Raw genomic sequence first — 18,157 nt, 5'->3', positions numbered from 1 at the left:
TAAAAAAAGACCTCATCTATTTTGTAGATGAGGTCTTTATTTTTCATAATGTTATTTGAAGGAATATACTCTTCTAATCTCCATCATTATCACTTGGAGTAACAATTAAATTTAGTGCAGACGCAAAATCAGTTTTCAGATAAATTTCTAATGTTTTTACCTCTTCATAAATCTTGTTTAAACCTGTATTACTTTATCAAAATATTTTTCATATAAAGGGCATTAAAAAAGACCCCAACAAATTAAATTGTTGGGGTCATTCCTGATCATTTTATAAAATGAACTTATTTTGTGATGTGAAACTGTGTTCTAGGATTTTCGTTTATGTGCTCTATTACATCAGATTGGTCTACTGCGAACCAAGTTAATGCTGATATAACAGTGAAAAATGCAATGATTGTAACTAAAGTTCTCATGATGATGACGATTTGTGTAATTGTGAAGTTAATTGTAACAGGAATTTAAATTTTATCTCTTTAAATTTCTGTATCTTAGTATACTAGAGAATTAGTAACAATGTTTTGTGAAATATAAAGTATATAGCAAACATTTATTAATAAGAAAAAGGTTACATTTTTAACATAAAAAAACCTCTTAGTGAATTAACACCAAGAGGCTTGTATATTTTTATTTTATTAAGTCCTATTCTTCTTCTGGAGACAAGTATTTATATGTAAAACCTGCTGCAATTGCGCCTAAAATTGGTGCTAACCAGAATAACCATAATTGTTGTATTGCCCAACCACCCACAAATAATGCTTGAGAAGTACTTCTTGCCGGGTTTACAGAGGTGTTTGTAATTGGAATACTTACCAAGTGAATTAGTGTAAGTCCTAAACCAATAGCAACACCAGCAAGGTATTTTGGTGCTTTGGAATGTGTTGCTCCTAAAATTATAATTAAGAACATAAATGTCATTACAAATTCTGTGATAAAACCAGATAGCATTGGGTAACCCTCTGGAGAATGTTCGCCATATCCATTTGCTGCAAAACCTCCAATATCTGCACTTTTACCTGTAAAAATTGCATAGAGGATTCCAGCTCCTACTACTGCTCCTAATACCTGAGAAATAATATATGGTAAAAGCTCTTTACCAGAAAAACGTCCACCGGCCCATAAACCAAGAGAAACTGCTGGGTTTAAATGGCAACCCGAAATATGCCCTATGGCATAGGCCATTGTTAATACTGTTAGACCAAAGGCCAATGCTACTCCATAAAAGCCAATACCGACCTCTGGAATACCTGCAGCAAAGATTGCACTACCACAGCCTCCAATAACTAACCAAGCAGTACCGAGAAACTCGGCCATTAATTTTTTTTGCATAATAAATAAAGTTTTAGACCACTATTGGTCTGTTTCTAGGTTATATTAGAAATATAAAAATGTCACTATACTTTTGGGTTATTTTTCAACAAAATGACATTTTAAGAATTGGTAGTCTTTTAAACTACGCTTATTGAGTTATTAAATTATTTTCTAACTAAACAGTAATACATATTAATCATTAAAAACAAAAAAGCCAAAACCATCGGGGTCTTCCAGTACAATATTATCTACAATACCTTCTTTACTAAATACTGTTATTTCTTCTTTAATTGAGATTTGATTTGCTCTTACTTTTTCTATTACTTCTAGGTTATTACTACCATTAAAAAATGTAAGCGATGGATTACTAAATTGATGAGGACACATTCCTGCTCTCATAACACTAATAATATCTCCGGTAGCATTAGACAAACTTACCCAACCTTGAGCAGCATCTCCCATAGCCATTTTAAAACCCAATTGTTCCCAAAAAGCCATTGATTTATTTAAATCTAAAGACTCTAAACTTACCCCTACAAAAGTACCAACCAATGGTGTGGCATCTACTTTATTTAAAAGTGGTGCATTTCCTTCTAAAAGATAAACCAACGCTCCAGAAGGTGCCATAATTATTGTTTCTGTTTCGGTTTGGCTATTTACACTACTTTCTATTAATGGCTGAACATCTAAACCTATATCTCCTTTGTACAATACAATTCCTTTTCTAGAAGACTTTTTGGTTTCTGCTTGTAATTGTACAGAATTTGATTGAAACACATATTTATCGCCCAAATTAAGTACTTCGAAATTAAGTTTTTTATAAAAAGACAGTGTAGCTTCTATATCACTAATTGTAGTTTGAACAATCATATTTTTAGGTTGAGAGTTATTAATTTTAATCAAGTAATAGAACAATCAATAGTTTTTAAATATAAATCACTTTAATTTTCTATTTCTATATACTTAGTTACTACTAATTTTTGCTACTTGCAAATTTTTGTTGGTGGATGGAATACATTCTCAAAATCTCATCTAAAAAGTAAACGTGAAAACCTCTTCCTTTAGCACTAAAAAACCTTGATATTAAATTAACTATAATTTTTGGTTACCTTTTGTGGTAATACAAAAATACCTAAGTTTTGAGGAGGAAGTCGGTAATGTATTTTTACTTGGGTTTGCTAATATTTCAGAGGGAGAATATGAATATATTCAAGATCATATCTTCACTGCCAACGACCCACTTTTACCTATAGCACTGTATATAGAAATGGGTAAGGATCTCATAGTATTCTAACCACATTTTACTTTCAAAACACAAAGGCTCGATTTTGGTAAATTTTCCAAAACCGAGCCTTTATATAATTACCTCTCTTTATCAATTATATTTTTTCAAAATACAATTGCTGTTCATACTCTTGCTTTTCAATTTTTATATTTAAAGATAAAGCTGTTTCTGTATAAATATAATAATCTCCAGCATACCACTGAGAAACTCTATTTTTAGATTCTGTTTCTACTAAAATATGCTTTCCGCCTCCTGCCATAAAAAACCTTATAACATCTCTTACTCTTGTATACGGATTGTCAATTTCGGTATCAAATTTATGTTCTAGAAATTGATTATTTTTATTATTATCGAAAGAGGTTTCTATGTTATTATCCTCATTATAATAATAATTCATATCAAAAAATGTAGACTTTTCTTCTATACCATTTCCTTCATAAACTAATTGATATCTATATTTTACTACCTGATTCTGATCATTAATCACATATTTAAAAACATGATTATAATTATAACTATCCGTTCGGATTAAATGGATCTCATGAGATGCTAGATAGTTAATTTTATAAATAGAACGATCCTCTACTTCAATCTTAACTATTCTATCAAAATTATCATAAGTGATATTATAATTATTTCCTTCAATAACTCCACCAATAACTCTATGGTCAGAATCATATTCAAAAGAAATATTTACACCTAAGTGTATAGATTCAATTCTTTGAAGTCTATATTCATTTGCATTAAATTTAGAAGTTGGTTCGCTATCCTTAATTTCAGGAATTACAGGACGAGGTACTTCGCTATTTATTTTCGATACAATAGGTTCTGGAATTATTTCTTCTGTATCATTTGTACAGGAAAAAAAGAGAACTGAAATAAGAGAAATAATATATAATTTTTTAAACATGAGATTAGTAATTGATGTCGGTATATAGACAAGTTCTAACCTAAAGGTGTCAATAGCTTTGTGTTAAAGAAATTAAATTTCAGAAAAAATTACAACCTTTTTAAAACCTATATAAGTAATTAATTTTCAAGAGTATAACAGTTTTCAAAATTAATACAAAAAAGGTAATGTGCTCATAATCGGGAATTAATAAAAACTCTATTTATTGCTTTTTAAATGAAAAATAAGTGGAATGAATGTGCTAATTTCAACTGTAATTTATAAAGAAACCTACGTTATAAACTCCATTAAAAAATAGATGTAAAAAAAGTGAACTACCATATAAATATGAATAGCTCACTTCTATTAATTATAAAGCTTTTGAGACTTATAAGTACACTTCATTTTTACCAAAGATAGGTTCACGCTTAAACCATTTTCCTCTTGTAAAATCTGGAAAATGTTGTACCGCTCCACCCTCTTCTATAGATCTTTCTGATAAAGGTGTAATTGCCGACCAAGCTGCTGCATCATAAGCATCTAATGGAGGTGCAATATTGTGTTTAATAGAGTTGACAAAATCATGCATTACAAAGAAATCCATTCCTCCGTGTCCTGCACCAGTTGCCGTTTCTCCGTATTTTGCCCAAAGTGGATGGTCGTATTTATCTAACCATTGTTTTGCATCGTCCCATTGGTGTGGTTTAGTTTGGCCATCTATATACATTAAGTTACCATGTTTTGCACTATAACCATCTTCATGTTCCCATAAGCCTTTTGTACCTTGGAATCTAAAACCTAAAGAATAGGGTCTTGGAAGGTTCGTATCGTGTGTTACAATAATTGTTTCTCCATTTGCAGTAGAGATTGTAGAGGTAACAATATCACCTAATTTCCAAGGTAAATTAGCATTCGGATGGTCCTTCCCTCCCTTCTCAATTATATATTCATTTAGTCCTCTAGCTTTAGTAGCAAAAGACGAAATTGTATCAAATTTATTACCACGATTAATATCCATATACGTTGCCACTGGTCCTGCGCCATGAGTAGGATATAAATCTCCATTTTTATGTAATGAATGATGTGTTCTCCATTTGGCTTCAGATGCTCCTTTCTCACCAAATTCAACACCACCACCATATGTGTCTACACCATTATTAAATTTCACATTACGAAGATCGTGTTGGTAACCACATCTAGCATGCATTGATTCTCCAAACATCCCTTCTCTCACCATCTGTAAAACAGCCATTACATCACGGCGGTAACATACATTTTCAAGAATCATTAAATGCGAACCCGTTTCTTCATGCACGTTTACTAAATCCCAACATTCTTGTAAAGTCATGGCTGCAGAAACTTCTACTCCTGTAAATTTACCTGCTTTCATACTATCTACAGACATTGGAGTATGCCATACCCAAGGAGTAGAAATAATTACGCCTTGAACCTCTTTAAGGTCAAGCATATTTCTGTAATCTAGTTCATTTTTACCAAAAATCTGCGGTTTCTTTTTACCATGTTTTTCAACATATTTCAACGCATTTTTTATCGCTTTATCATCTGTATCACAGATAGCAACAACCTCTGTATCTTCTCTTAAAAGTGCATTGTTTAAATGCCATATTCCTCTAGCACCTGTACCAATAAAAGCAAGTTTAACTTTTTCGTTTTTAGATTTAGCAAACCCCATTCCCGGAGCTACAATAGTACCCGCTCCTGCAATTGCTGCTGTCTTTAAAAAGTCTCTTCGTTTAGTATTCATGATATGTTGTATTGATTAAAAGTAAGTTAGGTTTGCGATCAGTTTTTATTAAGTCTAACCGAGTAATATGTTGTATAAATAATCTTGAATATTTAATTTATATTTTTTATTATTTATAATAACAATATTAATAATTTAAATGATTTATTTAATCACTAAGAGTAAAAAAATACATTTAAATATGTTAAATAAATTAAATTTTGAGGTTTAATCATTAAAATTAAAAAATGATAACTCTAAATTGTATCTGCAATAATAGAAGTAAATACCCTCCATATCAATTAAACTCTTTAAATAAAATTGTTAATTGATACTTATTAATAACAAACATTATCTATTAAGCACTGAACATAACATCAGCATCAATTTTTTAAAAACTATAAATGAATACAATAAAATTAGGGATAATAGGAGCCGGTTATAGAGGTAGTATTCACTTAGAAAATTGCTTACAAAGAGAAGATGTAGCTATTGAGGTAGTTATAGAACCCTCTTTAATAAATCAAGAAAAAGCAATTGCCTTATTTGCTAAATACAATAAAAAACTACCGATCTTCTACAAAAGTGATTACCCGCTATTGTTTAAAGAAATAGTTCTTGATGCTGTAATTATTTCTGTCCCTTGGGATGTATTCCCTGAGGTAGCTAAATATGTTCTTCGTTTTCCTATTTATGTTGGAATAGAAGCGGCTAGTGCTCAAAATATGGAGTTGTTATATGCTTTGAAAGCAACACAAGAGAATAGTGGAGCTACGTGTATGATTTTAGAAAATACGTGTTTCCATAGAGATGTAATGGCTGTTCAGAACATGATTGATCAAGGGCTTTTTGGTGAACTAATACATTGTAGAGGAGGGTATGAACATGATCTTAGGACCGTTAAGTTTGATGAAAATATGAATTATGGTGACGGGGTTGAAGGAGAGGCTTCTTGGAGAACACATCATTCTACATTTAGAAATGGAGATTTATATCCAACACATGGCATAGGTCCTATAGCCTCGTTATTAAAAATTAATAAAGGCAATCGGTTTACCTCTATTGTGTCGCATGCTACTAAAGCTGTTGGACTTAAAAGTTATGTTGAACAAAATAAAGGAGTTAATCACCCGAATGCAAAAGATAAATATACCTTAGGCGATGTAGTAACAAGTACCTTAACTACCGCCAATGGAGAAACAATTGTCCTTACACATAACACCAACTTACCTCGCCCTTATTCACTCGGTTTTAGGGTACAGGGAACTAAAGGTATCTGGATTCAGGAGCATGGCAATCATTTACACCTTCAAGATAAATGTGTAGCAGATGAGTGGATAGAAAAACCCTATCAAGTGTTTAATGCTTATGATGCTACTTGCTGGAAAAAAGGACAGTATAAAGCAGCAAAAACAGCTAGGCATCAAATGGATTATTTTGTCTTGGATGAATTTATTTCAGCAACAATTGAAAAAAGAAAACCAAAATACGATCTTTATGATATGTTGACTTGGTTAGCAATTTCTCCGTTATCAGAATTATCTATCAACCAAAATAATAAAACAATTCCTTTTCCTGATTTTACAGATGGAAATTGGGAAAATAAAAAACTTACAACAACAGTAACTTCTAAAAATAATGATTAAAAAATTACAATTACTTTCTTTTTGCTTACTGCTATCAGTAAGTGCATTTTCACAAGGTTTTTTACGTACTGATGGTACAAAGATTATAAATGATGATGGAGAATATATTCTTAGAGGAATAGGTACAGGAAACTGGCTCATTCAAGAAGGATACATGATGCAATCTACCAGTGCTGGAGTAAATACACACACCCAATTTCACGATAAATTAGTTGAAACAATGGGACAAGAAAATACAGATAAATTCTACGATACTTGGATTGAGAACCATTTCAGAAAAACTGATTTAGACTCAATGAAAGCATGGGGATTTAATTCTGTACGTGTTGCATTGCATTACAAATGGTTCACTTTACCAATTGAAGAAGAAGATACCTTAGCAAATGGTGAACTGACAACTACTTGGATAAATAAAGGTTTTGAAGTTACAGACAGCCTTTTGTCTTGGTGTGCTCAAAATGAAATGTACTTGATTTTAGATATGCACGGTGCTCCTGGCGGACAAGGTAGAGATGCCAATATCTCTGATTATGATACTGAATTACCATCTCTTTGGGAAAGTGAAGACAACAAAAAGAAGCTAGAGAATTTATGGATTAAACTTGCTGATAGATACAAAGATTCTCCATGGATTGCTGGTTACGATCTATTTAACGAACCAAACTGGGGATTTACAGAAAAGTCGTCTCCTAATGGTTGTGGCTGTGATAATAACGACCCTATTTGGGAGCTACATGAGCGTTTAATAAATGCAGTAAGAACGGTAGATAAAAACCATATTGTATTTATTTCTGGTAATTGCTGGGGTAACAATTACGAATCTCTAAGTAAACATTCGTTGAAAGATGCTGACGATAATATGGTTATCACTTTCCATAAATATTGGAATAACAATAATAGTGATGTATTGAATGGTTGGTTAAAAATGAGAGAAGAATATGGTTTACCGCTTTGGATGAGTGAAAGTGGAGAAAATTCTAATACATGGTTTTCTGATAGCATAATGCTTTATGAAAAAAATAAAATTGGATGGTCTTGGTGGCCTGTAAAAAAGAGCCGAACAAACAACATTTTAAAAGTAGTAACTCCTGCATCTTATTCTGCTTTAATTACATCTTGGGAAAACAAAGCTCCTTTGTCTAAAGAAGAGACTTTTGCAGCCGTAATCGATTATGCAGAATCTCATAAAACTGAGAATTGTGTAATTGCTCCTGATGTTATTTATGCGATGACGGGGCAGTTAGATAATTACACTACAAAACCTTTTAAAGTACATACCACCAATGCACCAATTCTTTTTGCAGATTACGATTTAGGTAGAGATGGTTACGCTTATTACGACAAAATTTCGGCTGATTATCATATTGATAATGGTGGAGATTGGATGATTTGGAATAATGGTAAATTCTACCGCAATGATGGTGTTGATATCACAGAATTTAATAAGCAGCCTATTATAAGTTGGATCGAAGAAGAGGAATGGATGCAATACACTTTTAATGTAGCAAAAAAGGGTAAATATACGTTAGAAATTCAAGCGTCAGCCAAAGAAAATGAGGGTATTCTTCAGCTTATAGTTAATGATAAAATTGTTGTTGAAAATATAACATTAGCAAAAACAGGTAATTCTGAAAAGTACACAACTACATCAATTAAAAAAGTAGCTTTACCGAGTGGAGAAGTGAAAGTGAAATTTAAAATCATAAAAGGCAATGTGAACCTTCTAGATTTTAAATTCAATAAATAAGACAAAATCCTCTCTTTAAAGTAATTCAAACACTTTAAAGAGAGGGTTTTATTTTTTATGCTTCTTCTATTTTGAAGATATCATTTAGGTTACCGCTGTATGCGTTTAACGTTCTTTTTAAATAGTTATAAGTGAACTTCAGAAAAGTTTCATAATCAAAACTATTATCAAAAGCCCATTTTATTACTTTTTCTGCTTCTTCTAAAGTTAGGCTAAAAAAGTTCTCACTATAATATTTTGATTTACCTTCGTAGATCACATTTAAATCAATTACACCATTTTTAATTAAAGGGTGCGATAAAATAAATTGTCCCACAGAAATCATAATTTGTTGGTATTCCTCGTTTGTAATCAGCATTAGTGAAGGGTCTTCCTCTTCGTACCCACAAACAAATCTTCCCAATAAAGTTGTAGACTCTTTAAAGATCAATAATTCATCATCTAGGTCTTCGTCTACGCAATTGTCTTTATTAGAAACTATAAATTCACCGTCCTTTTCTCCAACTTCTTCTACCTCCATTATTGGATATTCCGACATAGCACGTTCTGCTGTAGAAATCCTTACAATTTTATAATTACTCATGCTTTAATGTATCGTTTATTAAAATTGAAACAAAGTTAGAGATGATATTAGAAATTAAAAGATATTAAAACATGTATGTATCTATATTTTAATTATTAATAAAGTTAAACATAATAAAAGACTAATTTATCTTTTATTATATTTGATTATCAAATTAAAAAATGAAATAAACTGTTTTTCTATGAATACGACACACGTTCACGAGGTAATCTTTTTAGTACAAGATAATGATGCTGTTTTTACACCAGCTACTTTAATGGATGCAATCTCTAATAAATGGGGAGAAGATATTCATTTCACAGCTTGTTCTGGAGTTCCTTTTCCTAAAGAAGAAACACTTCCGTTCTTAATGGAAAGAAGTAAAGTATTTGTAAATGATAATGGAATGGTAGAAGTACACCCTACAATGAAGATGTGCGATTCTCATACGAGATAATCTATTCTTAATAAGAGTAAAGAAATACATAAAAAGTAGCATCTGCAGACGTTTTCACGATTTGGGATGCTATTTTTGCGTCTAAACATTTTTGATATATGGATTTAAGTACGCTGCTAGAAAAGTTTGATGGTAAGAAATTAGAAATGACTGATGTTAGTTCTTATGAACAATGGTCGTTAAACTTTTTTCATGACAAGAATATTGTTAGAGAACCAAATTTACAGATGACTTTACAGTTAGATGTAACCAAAGGACTAGACTATTATGCGGCCACTATTAAGAAAATTGATGGTGCTTCTTTTAGTAGCTACTTAATGTGGTGTTTAGTACAAGCAATGAAAGAACACCCCTATTTTAGGTATAGAATGATTGAGGGTGAGTGGTATATTTTTGATAATCTACCTGTTTTCTGTCCTGTTGCTGTTGGTGGCGACAAGCGTTTTACTGAAATTTTAGTCGAAAATCCTGCTCATTCTAGCATAGAAGATTTTATTGCTAATTACAGAACAAAGATAAAACAAGCCTTTGATAAGGAAGGAGATTTTGCACCACTACCCCCTACTGTTTGGGCTTCTGCACATTTTATTGGTAATCTCCCAAATCTGCAATTTACAAGTTTCCAATTGCATACGTCAGCATTAGATTCTGCTCGTCCTTTTTTCTATTTTGGTAAACGCTACGAACAAAATGGGCAATCATTTATTCCGCTTTCAATAACTTTTGACCACTCTAATTTAGACCCTTTTGTATTGTCTAACTTTATGGCTGATTTTGAAAAAGTTCTTATTGGAGAATAATTAGTTAGCTATTTTCACCTTAACAATAAACTTATTCTACAGGTAAAAATATGAAACGCAATCTATTAGATATATACTTTAAATAATCAATCTAAAAAACGCACCAACAACACCAAGCACTAGATACAGTTTAACAATAAAAAGATTTTATAGTAGTATACCTTTTAAAATTTTATTTATTTGTCTTCAATACCATAACTTACTGATATAATGTTTGTTACATAAGTCTATTTAAGTTATGAAAAACTACTTATTACCAATTTTATTGTTCTCATTTTGTACTTTCTCATCTATTCAATTTGCCAATGCACAATCTTTTAAGATTGGTGGTGGTATCGGAAACACATTTGCTGATCATAAGCTTACTAATATTAGTGGCAGTGATTTTAATGTGAGTGACAATGCACTTGCTTGGAAAGTCTTTGCAGGTGTTGGAAAGAAATTCTTGGGTATCGAGGGTGGATATCGTTCACTAGGAAAAGTAAAAGCAAATGATGGAGGATACGATTATGAATCTAAAATTACTGGTTGGGATGTTTCTTTAAGAGGAAAAATTCAGATAGGGCCAATTTTTGGTTTTGCTAAGGCTGGTGCTTTTTGGGCAAAATATGAAAATTCTGGTTCTGGTGTTCAACAACCAGGTACTGAAAATGACACTCGCTTTTTATGGGGTGTAGGTGCAGGAATTATTCTTGCTGAAAGATTAGAATTGCGCCTTGAATGGGAAGCAATGGATTTAAGTTCTGATACTCACCTTTCTACTCTTGGGCTTACAACTGCTGTAATCTTAGGAAGTAATGACTAACTAAAAATTATAGTAATATATACATTTCTGAGAGACGCTAACATAAACTATGTTAGTGTCTTTTTTTATGCAATTTCCTCACATCGAAAAAAATCAATTCTTTTGTTCAATAAACTACAATACTTTAAAACGCATGAAGAGTTAGAAGAATTGTTAAGGACTTTCTTTCAGGTATAATTTATCTTTTCACACTGAGTTACATCACTAATAATGTATTTCACCTTTAAAATTTGACACTTTTGGGATACTAAAAGGTACTTTATGGGTAATAATAGTGGTAAACTTAAACGTTTATTCTACTATATTATTTATCAACTATAACTAAATTATTATGACACTACTACTAATTAGCACGATATCATTTGCCTTTGGAATTGGGTATGTGAAATCTCAGAAAAAAGAGAAAAAAGAAACATTAGATTATTTTGCTCAGTCTATGTTAGACGATATTTAATCTAATTAGAAATACATAAAAAAAACACCATACAGGAATTGTATGGTGTTTTCTTTTTATATTTTGTTAGACTAAATAATGCCTAAGTCTTTTCCTACTTCAGTAAACGCAGCAACAGCTTTTTCAAGATGTGCTTGTGTATGTGCGGCAGAAAGTTGTACTCTAATACGTGCTTGTTCTTTAGGAACTACTGGGAAGTAGAAACCAATCACGTAAATACCTTTTTCTAATAATTTTTCTGCAAAACGTTGCGATAATTCCGCATTATATAACATTACAGCACAAATTGCAGAATCGGTAGGTTTAATATCAAAACCAGCGGCTAACATTTGTTCATTAAAATAAGCAGTATTAGTATGTAATTGCTTCGATAATTCGTTGGTAGTGTTCATCATATCGAACATTTCTATACCTGCTGCTGCAATAGATGGAGGAATAGAATTCGAGAATAAATAGGGTCTAGAACGCTGACGTAACATTTCTATTACTTCTTTCTTACCCGTTGTAAAACCACCAATTGCACCACCAAATGCTTTACCTAGTGTACCCGTAATAATATCCACTTTTCCACGAATATCAAAGTGTTCTGTTACACCTCTTCCCGTTTTACCAACAACACCTGCAGAGTGGCACTCATCAACCATTACCAATGCATCGTATTTCTCTGCTAATTTTACCACCTCGTCCATTGGAGCAACGTGACCATCCATAGAGAATACACCATCTGTAACAATAATTCTATAACGTTGTTCTTGAGCGGCAATCAATTGCTTTTCTAGATCTTCCATGTTTGCTGTTGCATAACGGAAACGTTTTGCCTTACATAAACGCACACCATCAATAATAGATGCATGGTTTAAAGTATCAGAAATAATTGCGTCTTCTGCTGTTAATAATGGTTCGAAAACACCACCATTTGCATCAAAACAAGCCGCGTATAAAATTGTATCTTCTGTACCGAAAAAATCGGCAATTTTCTCTTCTAGTTTCTTATGTAAATCTGTTGCTCCACAAATAAAACGAACAGATGACATCCCAAAACCATGAGTGTCCATCGCATCTTTTGCAGCTTTAATTAAGTTAGGGTGATTAGAAAGTCCTAAGTAATTATTTGCACAAAAGTTCAATACTTTTTGACCTGTGTTTAAAGTGATTTCAGCATCTTGAGGACTTGTAATGATACGCTCACTTTTATAAAGACCATCCGCTTTTATCTGTTTCAAGTCTTCTTTAAGACTATCATATATTTTCTTACTCATCGTATTTTTATTTTTGTGTTATTAAAACAGTAGTTGATTTACACTAGGACCTAATCCCAATTTAAGATAACCTTTCCACAATTTCCTTCTTCCATTACATCAAAACCTTTTTGAAAATCATCAATACCAAAACGGTGTGTAATTATTGGAGCTATATCTAAACCAGAAAGAAGCATTTGTTCCATCTGGTACCAAGTTTCGTACATTTCTCTACCATAGATTCCTTTTAGAGTAAGCCCTCTAAAAATAATCTTATTCCAATCTACCTGAGCAGATTGAGGTAAAATTCCCAATAAAGATACTTTACCAGAATTGTACATATTATCTATTAATTGATTGAATGCAATAGGAGAACCCGAACATTCCAAACCAATATCAAAACCACTCATGTGTAATTCTGCCATTACATCTTCTAGCTTTTCTTTTGCAGGGTTTACCACTCTTGTAGCTCCCATTTTCTTTGCTAGTTCTGCTCTGTACTCGTTCATTTCTGTAGCAACAATGTGACGAGCACCTGCAAATTTTGCTACTTGTATAGCCATACTACCAATTAAACCAGAACCGGTAATTAGTACATCTTCTGCAATTAACGGGAACGATAAAGCAGTATGAGTTGCATTTCCTAGAGGGTCCATAATAGCCACCACTTCATCTGGAATTTGTGCATTAATTTTCATCACATTGGCTCCAGGTACTTTTACATATTCTGCAAAAGATCCGTTAGTATTTACTCCAATACCAATTGTTTGTTCACAAATATGCTGACGACCACGACGACAATTTCGGCATCTATTACACGCAATGTGCCCTTCTCCTGTTACTCTATCGCCTTCTTTAAACGATTTTACTTCGCTACCAAAAGCAGCAACATGACCTACATATTCATGTCCGATTGTTTGTCCTACTCTAATCGTTTTTTGTGCCCATTGATCCCACATATAAATGTGTAAGTCTGTACCACAAATTGAAGATTTTGAGACTTTAATTAAGACATCATTTGGTCCTATTTCTGGAATGGCTACATCTTCCATCCACAAGCCTTTTTCGGCTTTTGATTTAACTAGTGCTTTCATGGTATACTATGTAGTAAGTGTTTTTCTTTTAAAAAAAGATGATGTGTTTATATATGCGAGTTAATTTCAATAACCAAATTAAATACTGTTTAGCCAAATAATAAACTATTATTCAATTTTTTATTTATGATTAATATTATTAAGCGAAATTTAATATTGTAAAAATACACAAGAACTTTTAAAGAATCTCGATTTAATTATTAATAAATTAGAATAAACTTAACCCTTCAACTTCTAGCTTTTTTAGGCTTTTAACTGATAAAAAAAAGCAAGTGCATCACCTTCAGACAATGGGTTTAATCCATTTAAAATCCCTTTAATTATTTCTTTCCCTTCTTTTTTTATTGCTGCATTTAATTCTTGTGCATCTTCTCCTTCTGGTGTTGGCAAAATTCCTTCTCCACAAGCCTCTATAACACCTACTCCTTCGTATTTATATTTAAGTAAATTTTCTGGAGTTCTATAAGCTGGATTTCTAAACAATAAATACACTTGGTAACCATTATTTACTTTACGCATTGCAGTATTAAAAGTATTGTCACTATTAGCTCCCTTCCACTTACTCAATACCGTTTGTAAAGCAATTTCCATCAAAATTCTATCATCTGCCTCTAATTTTATTACCGTTAACGGGAACTTACAAAGCGTATAAGTCACTTGGTTTTGTATAAACTGTGCTTTTACTTTTGTATTAAAAATGGGAAGCTCAAGTTTTTTAAAAACCTGATAATGCAAATGCGATAAAATAGAAGCCCCGGCCCATTCTCTATCAGAATTAGAACACACAGTATATTCGGGTTGCATGTCTAAAAAGTGAAGCTGATTTTTAAAACTATCAGCACTTACCTCCATAGGTTTATGTTCTTCAGAAATCAACACAAAATGATGATGATATAAAGGGAAAGGCGTCAATTGTAAAAAGAATGGAGTTGAACCTAAATCAATGGGTAAATGCTTTAAATTCTCTTTGCCTTTACTACCTACATTTTCTATGCAAATAGGGCACTTTGCTCCATTTGGTAATTGAGGCTTCTTAACCCCTGCCATTTCTTTACTATATTTTGATCTTACATGATTGATCTGAATTTTGTAATCAATTTCATCCTCTACATCAAAAAAATGCAAACGTTCATTTCCTTCTAATGCTTCTTTTGTAATGTATTTTGATTGAAATGCTGAAAGGTATAATTCATCCATTTGGTTCGATAACACCGAACTTCTATTTGTCTCTTTGATTGTCATTGGTTTAATTATTTTAAAGATATTAGGTTAGTCTATGCTGGAATATTAGGCTTTTGTCTTGTTGGTTAATGTTTGATCAAAAAAGGAAAATTGAAGTCATTTCTAAATAATGAAATTCTCTAGAAATGACTTCTTTATACTATTTTACACAAAATGAATGGCTGCTTCAGAAGGTCTAAATATTTTATCAGACACTAATGTTGTTGCTCCTAAACAACCTGCTTTTCTTCTTATATCAGAATAAGTGATTGTAGTTTGTGCAAACGTTTCTGGCAATGAATGTTTAATGACAGAAGACTTTACAGGAAAAAGGATATAATCTTTTAACTGACTCACTTTACCTCCTAGAATAATTTTATCTGGGTTAAAAAGGTTAACTAAAATACCTATTGCTTTACCAATAGAAACCCCTGCTTGTTCTGTTAATTCTATGCCTACTTGGTCGCCCATTGTAACAATATCAACAAAAACATCTAAGTCAACTTCTGTTTTACCAGCTTCTTTCAGAATTTTTTCTACAATAGGAGATTCTCCCTTTTTGTAGATGTCTTGCATTTTTCTCACCAAAGCTTCTCCAGAAGCAAAGGTTTCTAAACACCCTTTTTTACCACAATAACACATATCACCATGATCATCTATACGTATATGACCAAGTTCCCCTGCCAATCCATTTTGTCCGGTATATAAACCTCCACTTACAATCATGCCCATACCAATACCTTTATCAAGGTTAATACATAAAGCATTTTCTGAAGTTTTGGCAGTACCAAAATGCAACTCTCCTAAAGTAAGTGCATTTACATCGTTCTCAATTTCTACAGGTACTTTAAAAGCATCTGTTAAATAGTTTTGCAACGTAGTGTCTAAATCATTGAAATAACTAAACGATCTACCCGTTTTACTATTCACCAAACCAGGTACAGCAACCCCTACTCCTAATACTCTTTCTAAAGGAATTTCCTGATCGTTAATGATCTTTTTTATCGATTTAATCAGACGTTTTAAGAAGTTGACCGAGTCTTTAATTTCTCTTGTATCTTCAGAAACAAAAAAGCGTTCTTTGTTCTGTAAATCCAGCAGAATGATTCTCGTTTTCCTTAAACCCACTTTCACACCAAAAAAATAGCCTCCATCAGGATTTATTTGATAAGAAGTAGGAGGTCTTCCTACGTTTTTCTCCGTTCTATGCTCCTGTAAAAATATATAATTATCGTCTACCAATTCTTTCATTAAAGAAGATGACATTGGTAAGGTTAATTCTGTTCTCGTAGCAATTTCTGAAGGAGATAGTGTTTTCTCCTTAAGTAATAATTGTAATATCTGACTTTTTCGAATCTGTTTCTTTTTAAAAACTTTCCCGTCTTTCTTCATCCTATTACTAATCAAAAAATTAAAATTTGTTGTGCTTAAGTAAGCAATTTATAATTTTTTTTATTAATTATTGCTATTCTTCATTTTTTTACGTGAACCACAATTCATAAATATAATTAAACAACTGTATTACATACCTTTAAACTGTAATAATCCACTACAATATTAAGTTCTGTTTTTATTTGATATATTATTTTCGGCTGCAATTTTATCTAATTTACTAAGATTTATTTTCGGCTGATTTGGTTTCACTGCATGGTTAAACTCCGTATTCATTTCTACTACATTGTTAAAAAAGCCACAATTTTTAAGGTAGAAACCCGTACTATTTACTCCTCCACCATAATCAAACCTATCTAAGCCTCTTGCTGTTGCATCTGCAGTAAATTTTGCACTGTCTACGGCATACCAATCTCCTTTTGCTGTTCTCACCCACTGATTTTTATAATTTGCTTGACGCATAATATCACCTGTGGCCGGTATAAAATTCTCTAAAAATGAATGAAAATTGGTAAGATAAGTAGTAGTTTTTGGTCTTTTAAAACTCGCTATAATTTGCCATTCATGTTCTTCGGGTGCAAAGAAATAAGCTGTGTATTGCGTATAATTATGGGCTACTGGATGTCCTCTTAAAAGAAATTTATACGTTGTTTCTGGTTTCCAATTGTACACTTTATAGCTTTGGCCACCAGCTCCTTCATCTCCAAATTTTCCAGTGGTTACTCCTTCGCCTTTTGCTAATAATTGTATTTTCTGATCATCAGGAATGTCTTCTGGATTATCTGTTTTAAAAGGACTCCATACAGAAAATAAAATACGTCTTTCATTTTCACTGTTTACCTGAATACCGAAATAACCTTCACCAAACCCATTTGCCATAAAATAAGAACCAATTACGTCTTCTCCTTTTGGCACCTCAATTTCGTTATAAAACCATTCTACTTCTTGGTCTTTAACGGCTGCCGGAAGTTCATATTTTAAATGAACACTTGGGCCTCTTCTTCCAAAATACGTATTACTTTCTGGAATGCTATAAAATTTATTTTCAGTTTTTTTATCTATCTCTAAATACACAATTTGAACATCGTCAACAAGTGTTTTCTTATTAATTATGACTTCTTGATATCCTGATTTTTGCAGCTTAAAACTTCCAATATCTATCGCTTTTAACTCCTTAGATTTTACAGTGATAAACTTCTCTTGCTGTCCAATCTTAATACTTAATTGCACAGGTCCATTTATAACTTTTAATTTAACTTTTAAATTAATCTTACCCGCTTTGTCAGCATAAAAATAAGCCGTTATTGGTTGGGTACTTTTCCAATTTTCTATACCATTTTTAGTCACCACTTTTGGAACTTCATGGTAATTATCGCCTATCCACGCATTATCTCTCAAGAGTAGTGTAAAACCCTCATTGCTTTTAGGTGTAGACGGCGCACAACTCATTATTAAACTAGAGAGTACTAAAAGAATGCAATTAAAATACTTCATATCAATAGGTATATAAAT

At 32.1% G+C, this 18,157-nt stretch carries 17 protein-coding genes; 7 read left to right on the top strand and 10 right to left on the bottom strand.

The window, feature by feature from the left end; translation table 11 throughout:
- The first annotated feature begins 324 nt into the window (after positions 1-324).
- A complete protein-coding gene (locus tag EI427_RS26115; protein ID WP_170178584.1) occupies positions 325-465 on the top strand; it encodes a hypothetical protein in 141 nt (46 codons plus the stop codon).
- 177 nt (positions 466-642) lie between these two features.
- On the opposite strand, the gene aqpZ is transcribed toward EI427_RS26115, so the two are convergent.
- The 4 genes from aqpZ to EI427_RS22615 all read right to left on the bottom strand — a co-directional run bounded on the left by aqpZ (position 643) and on the right by EI427_RS22615 (position 5,250).
- The gene (gene aqpZ, locus EI427_RS22630) at positions 643-1,329 is read right to left on the bottom strand and encodes an aquaporin Z (RefSeq protein ID WP_126619316.1); all 687 of its coding nucleotides are present in this window, start codon (positions 1,327-1,329) and stop codon (positions 643-645) included.
- Positions 1,330-1,503: 174 nt separating this feature from the next.
- Positions 1,504-2,181: a hypothetical protein gene (locus EI427_RS22625; protein ID WP_126619314.1), complete on the bottom strand. Its 678-nt coding sequence runs from the start codon at positions 2,179-2,181 to the stop codon at positions 1,504-1,506.
- A gap of 509 nt (positions 2,182-2,690) precedes the next feature.
- The gene (locus EI427_RS22620) at positions 2,691-3,506 is read right to left on the bottom strand and encodes a hypothetical protein (protein WP_126619312.1); all 816 of its coding nucleotides are present in this window, start codon (positions 3,504-3,506) and stop codon (positions 2,691-2,693) included.
- A 367-nt stretch (positions 3,507-3,873) separates the two neighbouring features.
- Entirely contained in the window at positions 3,874-5,250 is a 1,377-nt protein-coding gene (locus EI427_RS22615) for a Gfo/Idh/MocA family protein (protein WP_126619310.1), read from the bottom strand.
- Positions 5,251-5,633: 383 nt separating this feature from the next.
- Between EI427_RS22615 and EI427_RS22610 the strand changes: the two genes are divergently transcribed.
- A complete protein-coding gene (locus EI427_RS22610; RefSeq protein WP_126619308.1) occupies positions 5,634-6,875 on the top strand; it encodes a Gfo/Idh/MocA family protein in 1,242 nt (413 codons plus the stop codon).
- Positions 6,868-8,622 carry a cellulase family glycosylhydrolase gene (locus tag EI427_RS22605; protein ID WP_126619306.1) on the top strand — a complete coding sequence of 585 codons (1,755 nt, stop codon included), beginning with the start codon at positions 6,868-6,870 and terminating at the stop codon, positions 8,620-8,622. Before EI427_RS22610 ends, EI427_RS22605 begins: the two co-directional genes overlap by 8 nt.
- A 55-nt stretch (positions 8,623-8,677) precedes the next feature.
- On the opposite strand, the gene EI427_RS22600 is transcribed toward EI427_RS22605, so the two are convergent.
- Entirely contained in the window at positions 8,678-9,205 is a 528-nt protein-coding gene (locus tag EI427_RS22600; protein ID WP_126619304.1) for a hypothetical protein, read from the bottom strand.
- A 181-nt stretch (positions 9,206-9,386) separates the two neighbouring features.
- Here EI427_RS22600 and EI427_RS22595 point away from each other — a divergent pair, with 181 nt between their 5' ends.
- The 4 genes from EI427_RS22595 (at position 9,387) to EI427_RS26385 (ending at position 11,700) form a co-directional block, all read left to right on the top strand.
- Entirely contained in the window at positions 9,387-9,641 is a 255-nt protein-coding gene (locus EI427_RS22595) for a DUF2492 family protein (RefSeq protein WP_126619302.1), read from the top strand.
- Between the two features lie 98 nt (positions 9,642-9,739).
- Positions 9,740-10,441, top strand: a complete 702-nt coding sequence (locus EI427_RS22590) for a CatA-like O-acetyltransferase (protein WP_126619300.1) — start codon at positions 9,740-9,742, stop codon at positions 10,439-10,441.
- Between the two features lie 238 nt (positions 10,442-10,679).
- Positions 10,680-11,246, top strand: a complete 567-nt coding sequence (locus tag EI427_RS22585) for an outer membrane beta-barrel protein (RefSeq protein ID WP_126619298.1) — start codon at positions 10,680-10,682, stop codon at positions 11,244-11,246.
- 331 nt (positions 11,247-11,577) lie between these two features.
- Positions 11,578-11,700, top strand: coding sequence for a hypothetical protein (locus EI427_RS26385; RefSeq protein ID WP_262708889.1), 123 nt, complete (start codon positions 11,578-11,580; stop codon positions 11,698-11,700).
- 71 nt (positions 11,701-11,771) lie between these two features.
- Here EI427_RS26385 and kbl read toward each other — a convergent pair whose 3' ends face one another.
- The 5 genes from kbl to EI427_RS22560 all read right to left on the bottom strand — a co-directional run bounded on the left by kbl (position 11,772) and on the right by EI427_RS22560 (position 18,094).
- On the bottom strand, positions 11,772-12,947 hold the full coding sequence (kbl, locus tag EI427_RS22580) for a glycine C-acetyltransferase (RefSeq protein WP_205728000.1): 1,176 nt from the start codon (positions 12,945-12,947) through the stop codon (positions 11,772-11,774).
- A gap of 62 nt (positions 12,948-13,009) precedes the next feature.
- A complete protein-coding gene (gene tdh, locus EI427_RS22575) occupies positions 13,010-14,032 on the bottom strand; it encodes an L-threonine 3-dehydrogenase (protein WP_126619294.1) in 1,023 nt (340 codons plus the stop codon).
- A 243-nt stretch (positions 14,033-14,275) separates the two neighbouring features.
- Entirely contained in the window at positions 14,276-15,274 is a 999-nt protein-coding gene (locus EI427_RS22570) for a DUF4922 domain-containing protein (RefSeq protein ID WP_126619292.1), read from the bottom strand.
- 144 nt (positions 15,275-15,418) lie between these two features.
- Positions 15,419-16,645: an ROK family transcriptional regulator gene (locus EI427_RS22565; RefSeq protein WP_126619290.1), complete on the bottom strand. Its 1,227-nt coding sequence runs from the start codon at positions 16,643-16,645 to the stop codon at positions 15,419-15,421.
- A gap of 165 nt (positions 16,646-16,810) precedes the next feature.
- Positions 16,811-18,094 carry a DUF3472 domain-containing protein gene (locus tag EI427_RS22560; RefSeq protein WP_126620439.1) on the bottom strand — a complete coding sequence of 428 codons (1,284 nt, stop codon included), beginning with the start codon at positions 18,092-18,094 and terminating at the stop codon, positions 16,811-16,813.
- Positions 18,095-18,157: the final 63 nt, after the last annotated feature.

This window comes from Flammeovirga pectinis (assembly GCF_003970675.1).
GTDB classification, from domain to species: Bacteria; Bacteroidota; Bacteroidia; order Cytophagales; family Flammeovirgaceae; genus Flammeovirga; species Flammeovirga pectinis.
This window is presented reverse-complemented; position numbering and strand designations above follow the sequence as displayed.

Excerpts from the sequence above, each read along its gene's own strand:
- EI427_RS22605 (WP_126619306.1), top strand. The coding sequence starts at position 6,868 with ATGATTAAAAAATTACAATTACTTTCTTTTTGCTTACTGCTATCAGTA.
- aqpZ (WP_126619316.1), bottom strand. The coding sequence starts at position 1,329 with ATGCAAAAAAAATTAATGGCCGAGTTTCTCGGTACTGCTTGGTTAGTT.
- EI427_RS22570 (WP_126619292.1), bottom strand. The coding sequence starts at position 15,274 with ATGACAATCAAAGAGACAAATAGAAGTTCGGTGTTATCGAACCAAATG.
- EI427_RS22625 (WP_126619314.1), bottom strand. The coding sequence starts at position 2,181 with ATGATTGTTCAAACTACAATTAGTGATATAGAAGCTACACTGTCTTTT.
- EI427_RS22565 (WP_126619290.1), bottom strand. The coding sequence starts at position 16,645 with ATGAAGAAAGACGGGAAAGTTTTTAAAAAGAAACAGATTCGAAAAAGT.
- EI427_RS22610 (WP_126619308.1), top strand. The coding sequence starts at position 5,634 with ATGAATACAATAAAATTAGGGATAATAGGAGCCGGTTATAGAGGTAGT.
- EI427_RS22600 (WP_126619304.1), bottom strand. The coding sequence starts at position 9,205 with ATGAGTAATTATAAAATTGTAAGGATTTCTACAGCAGAACGTGCTATG.
- tdh (WP_126619294.1), bottom strand. The coding sequence starts at position 14,032 with ATGAAAGCACTAGTTAAATCAAAAGCCGAAAAAGGCTTGTGGATGGAA.
- EI427_RS26385 (WP_262708889.1), top strand. The coding sequence starts at position 11,578 with ATGACACTACTACTAATTAGCACGATATCATTTGCCTTTGGAATTGGG.
- EI427_RS22560 (WP_126620439.1), bottom strand. The coding sequence starts at position 18,094 with ATGAGTTGTGCGCCGTCTACACCTAAAAGCAATGAGGGTTTTACACTA.
- EI427_RS22595 (WP_126619302.1), top strand. The coding sequence starts at position 9,387 with ATGAATACGACACACGTTCACGAGGTAATCTTTTTAGTACAAGATAAT.
- EI427_RS22620 (WP_126619312.1), bottom strand. The coding sequence starts at position 3,506 with ATGTTTAAAAAATTATATATTATTTCTCTTATTTCAGTTCTCTTTTTT.
- EI427_RS22615 (WP_126619310.1), bottom strand. The coding sequence starts at position 5,250 with ATGAATACTAAACGAAGAGACTTTTTAAAGACAGCAGCAATTGCAGGA.
- EI427_RS26115 (WP_170178584.1), top strand. The coding sequence starts at position 325 with ATGTGCTCTATTACATCAGATTGGTCTACTGCGAACCAAGTTAATGCT.
- EI427_RS22585 (WP_126619298.1), top strand. The coding sequence starts at position 10,680 with ATGAAAAACTACTTATTACCAATTTTATTGTTCTCATTTTGTACTTTC.
- EI427_RS22590 (WP_126619300.1), top strand. The coding sequence starts at position 9,740 with ATGGATTTAAGTACGCTGCTAGAAAAGTTTGATGGTAAGAAATTAGAA.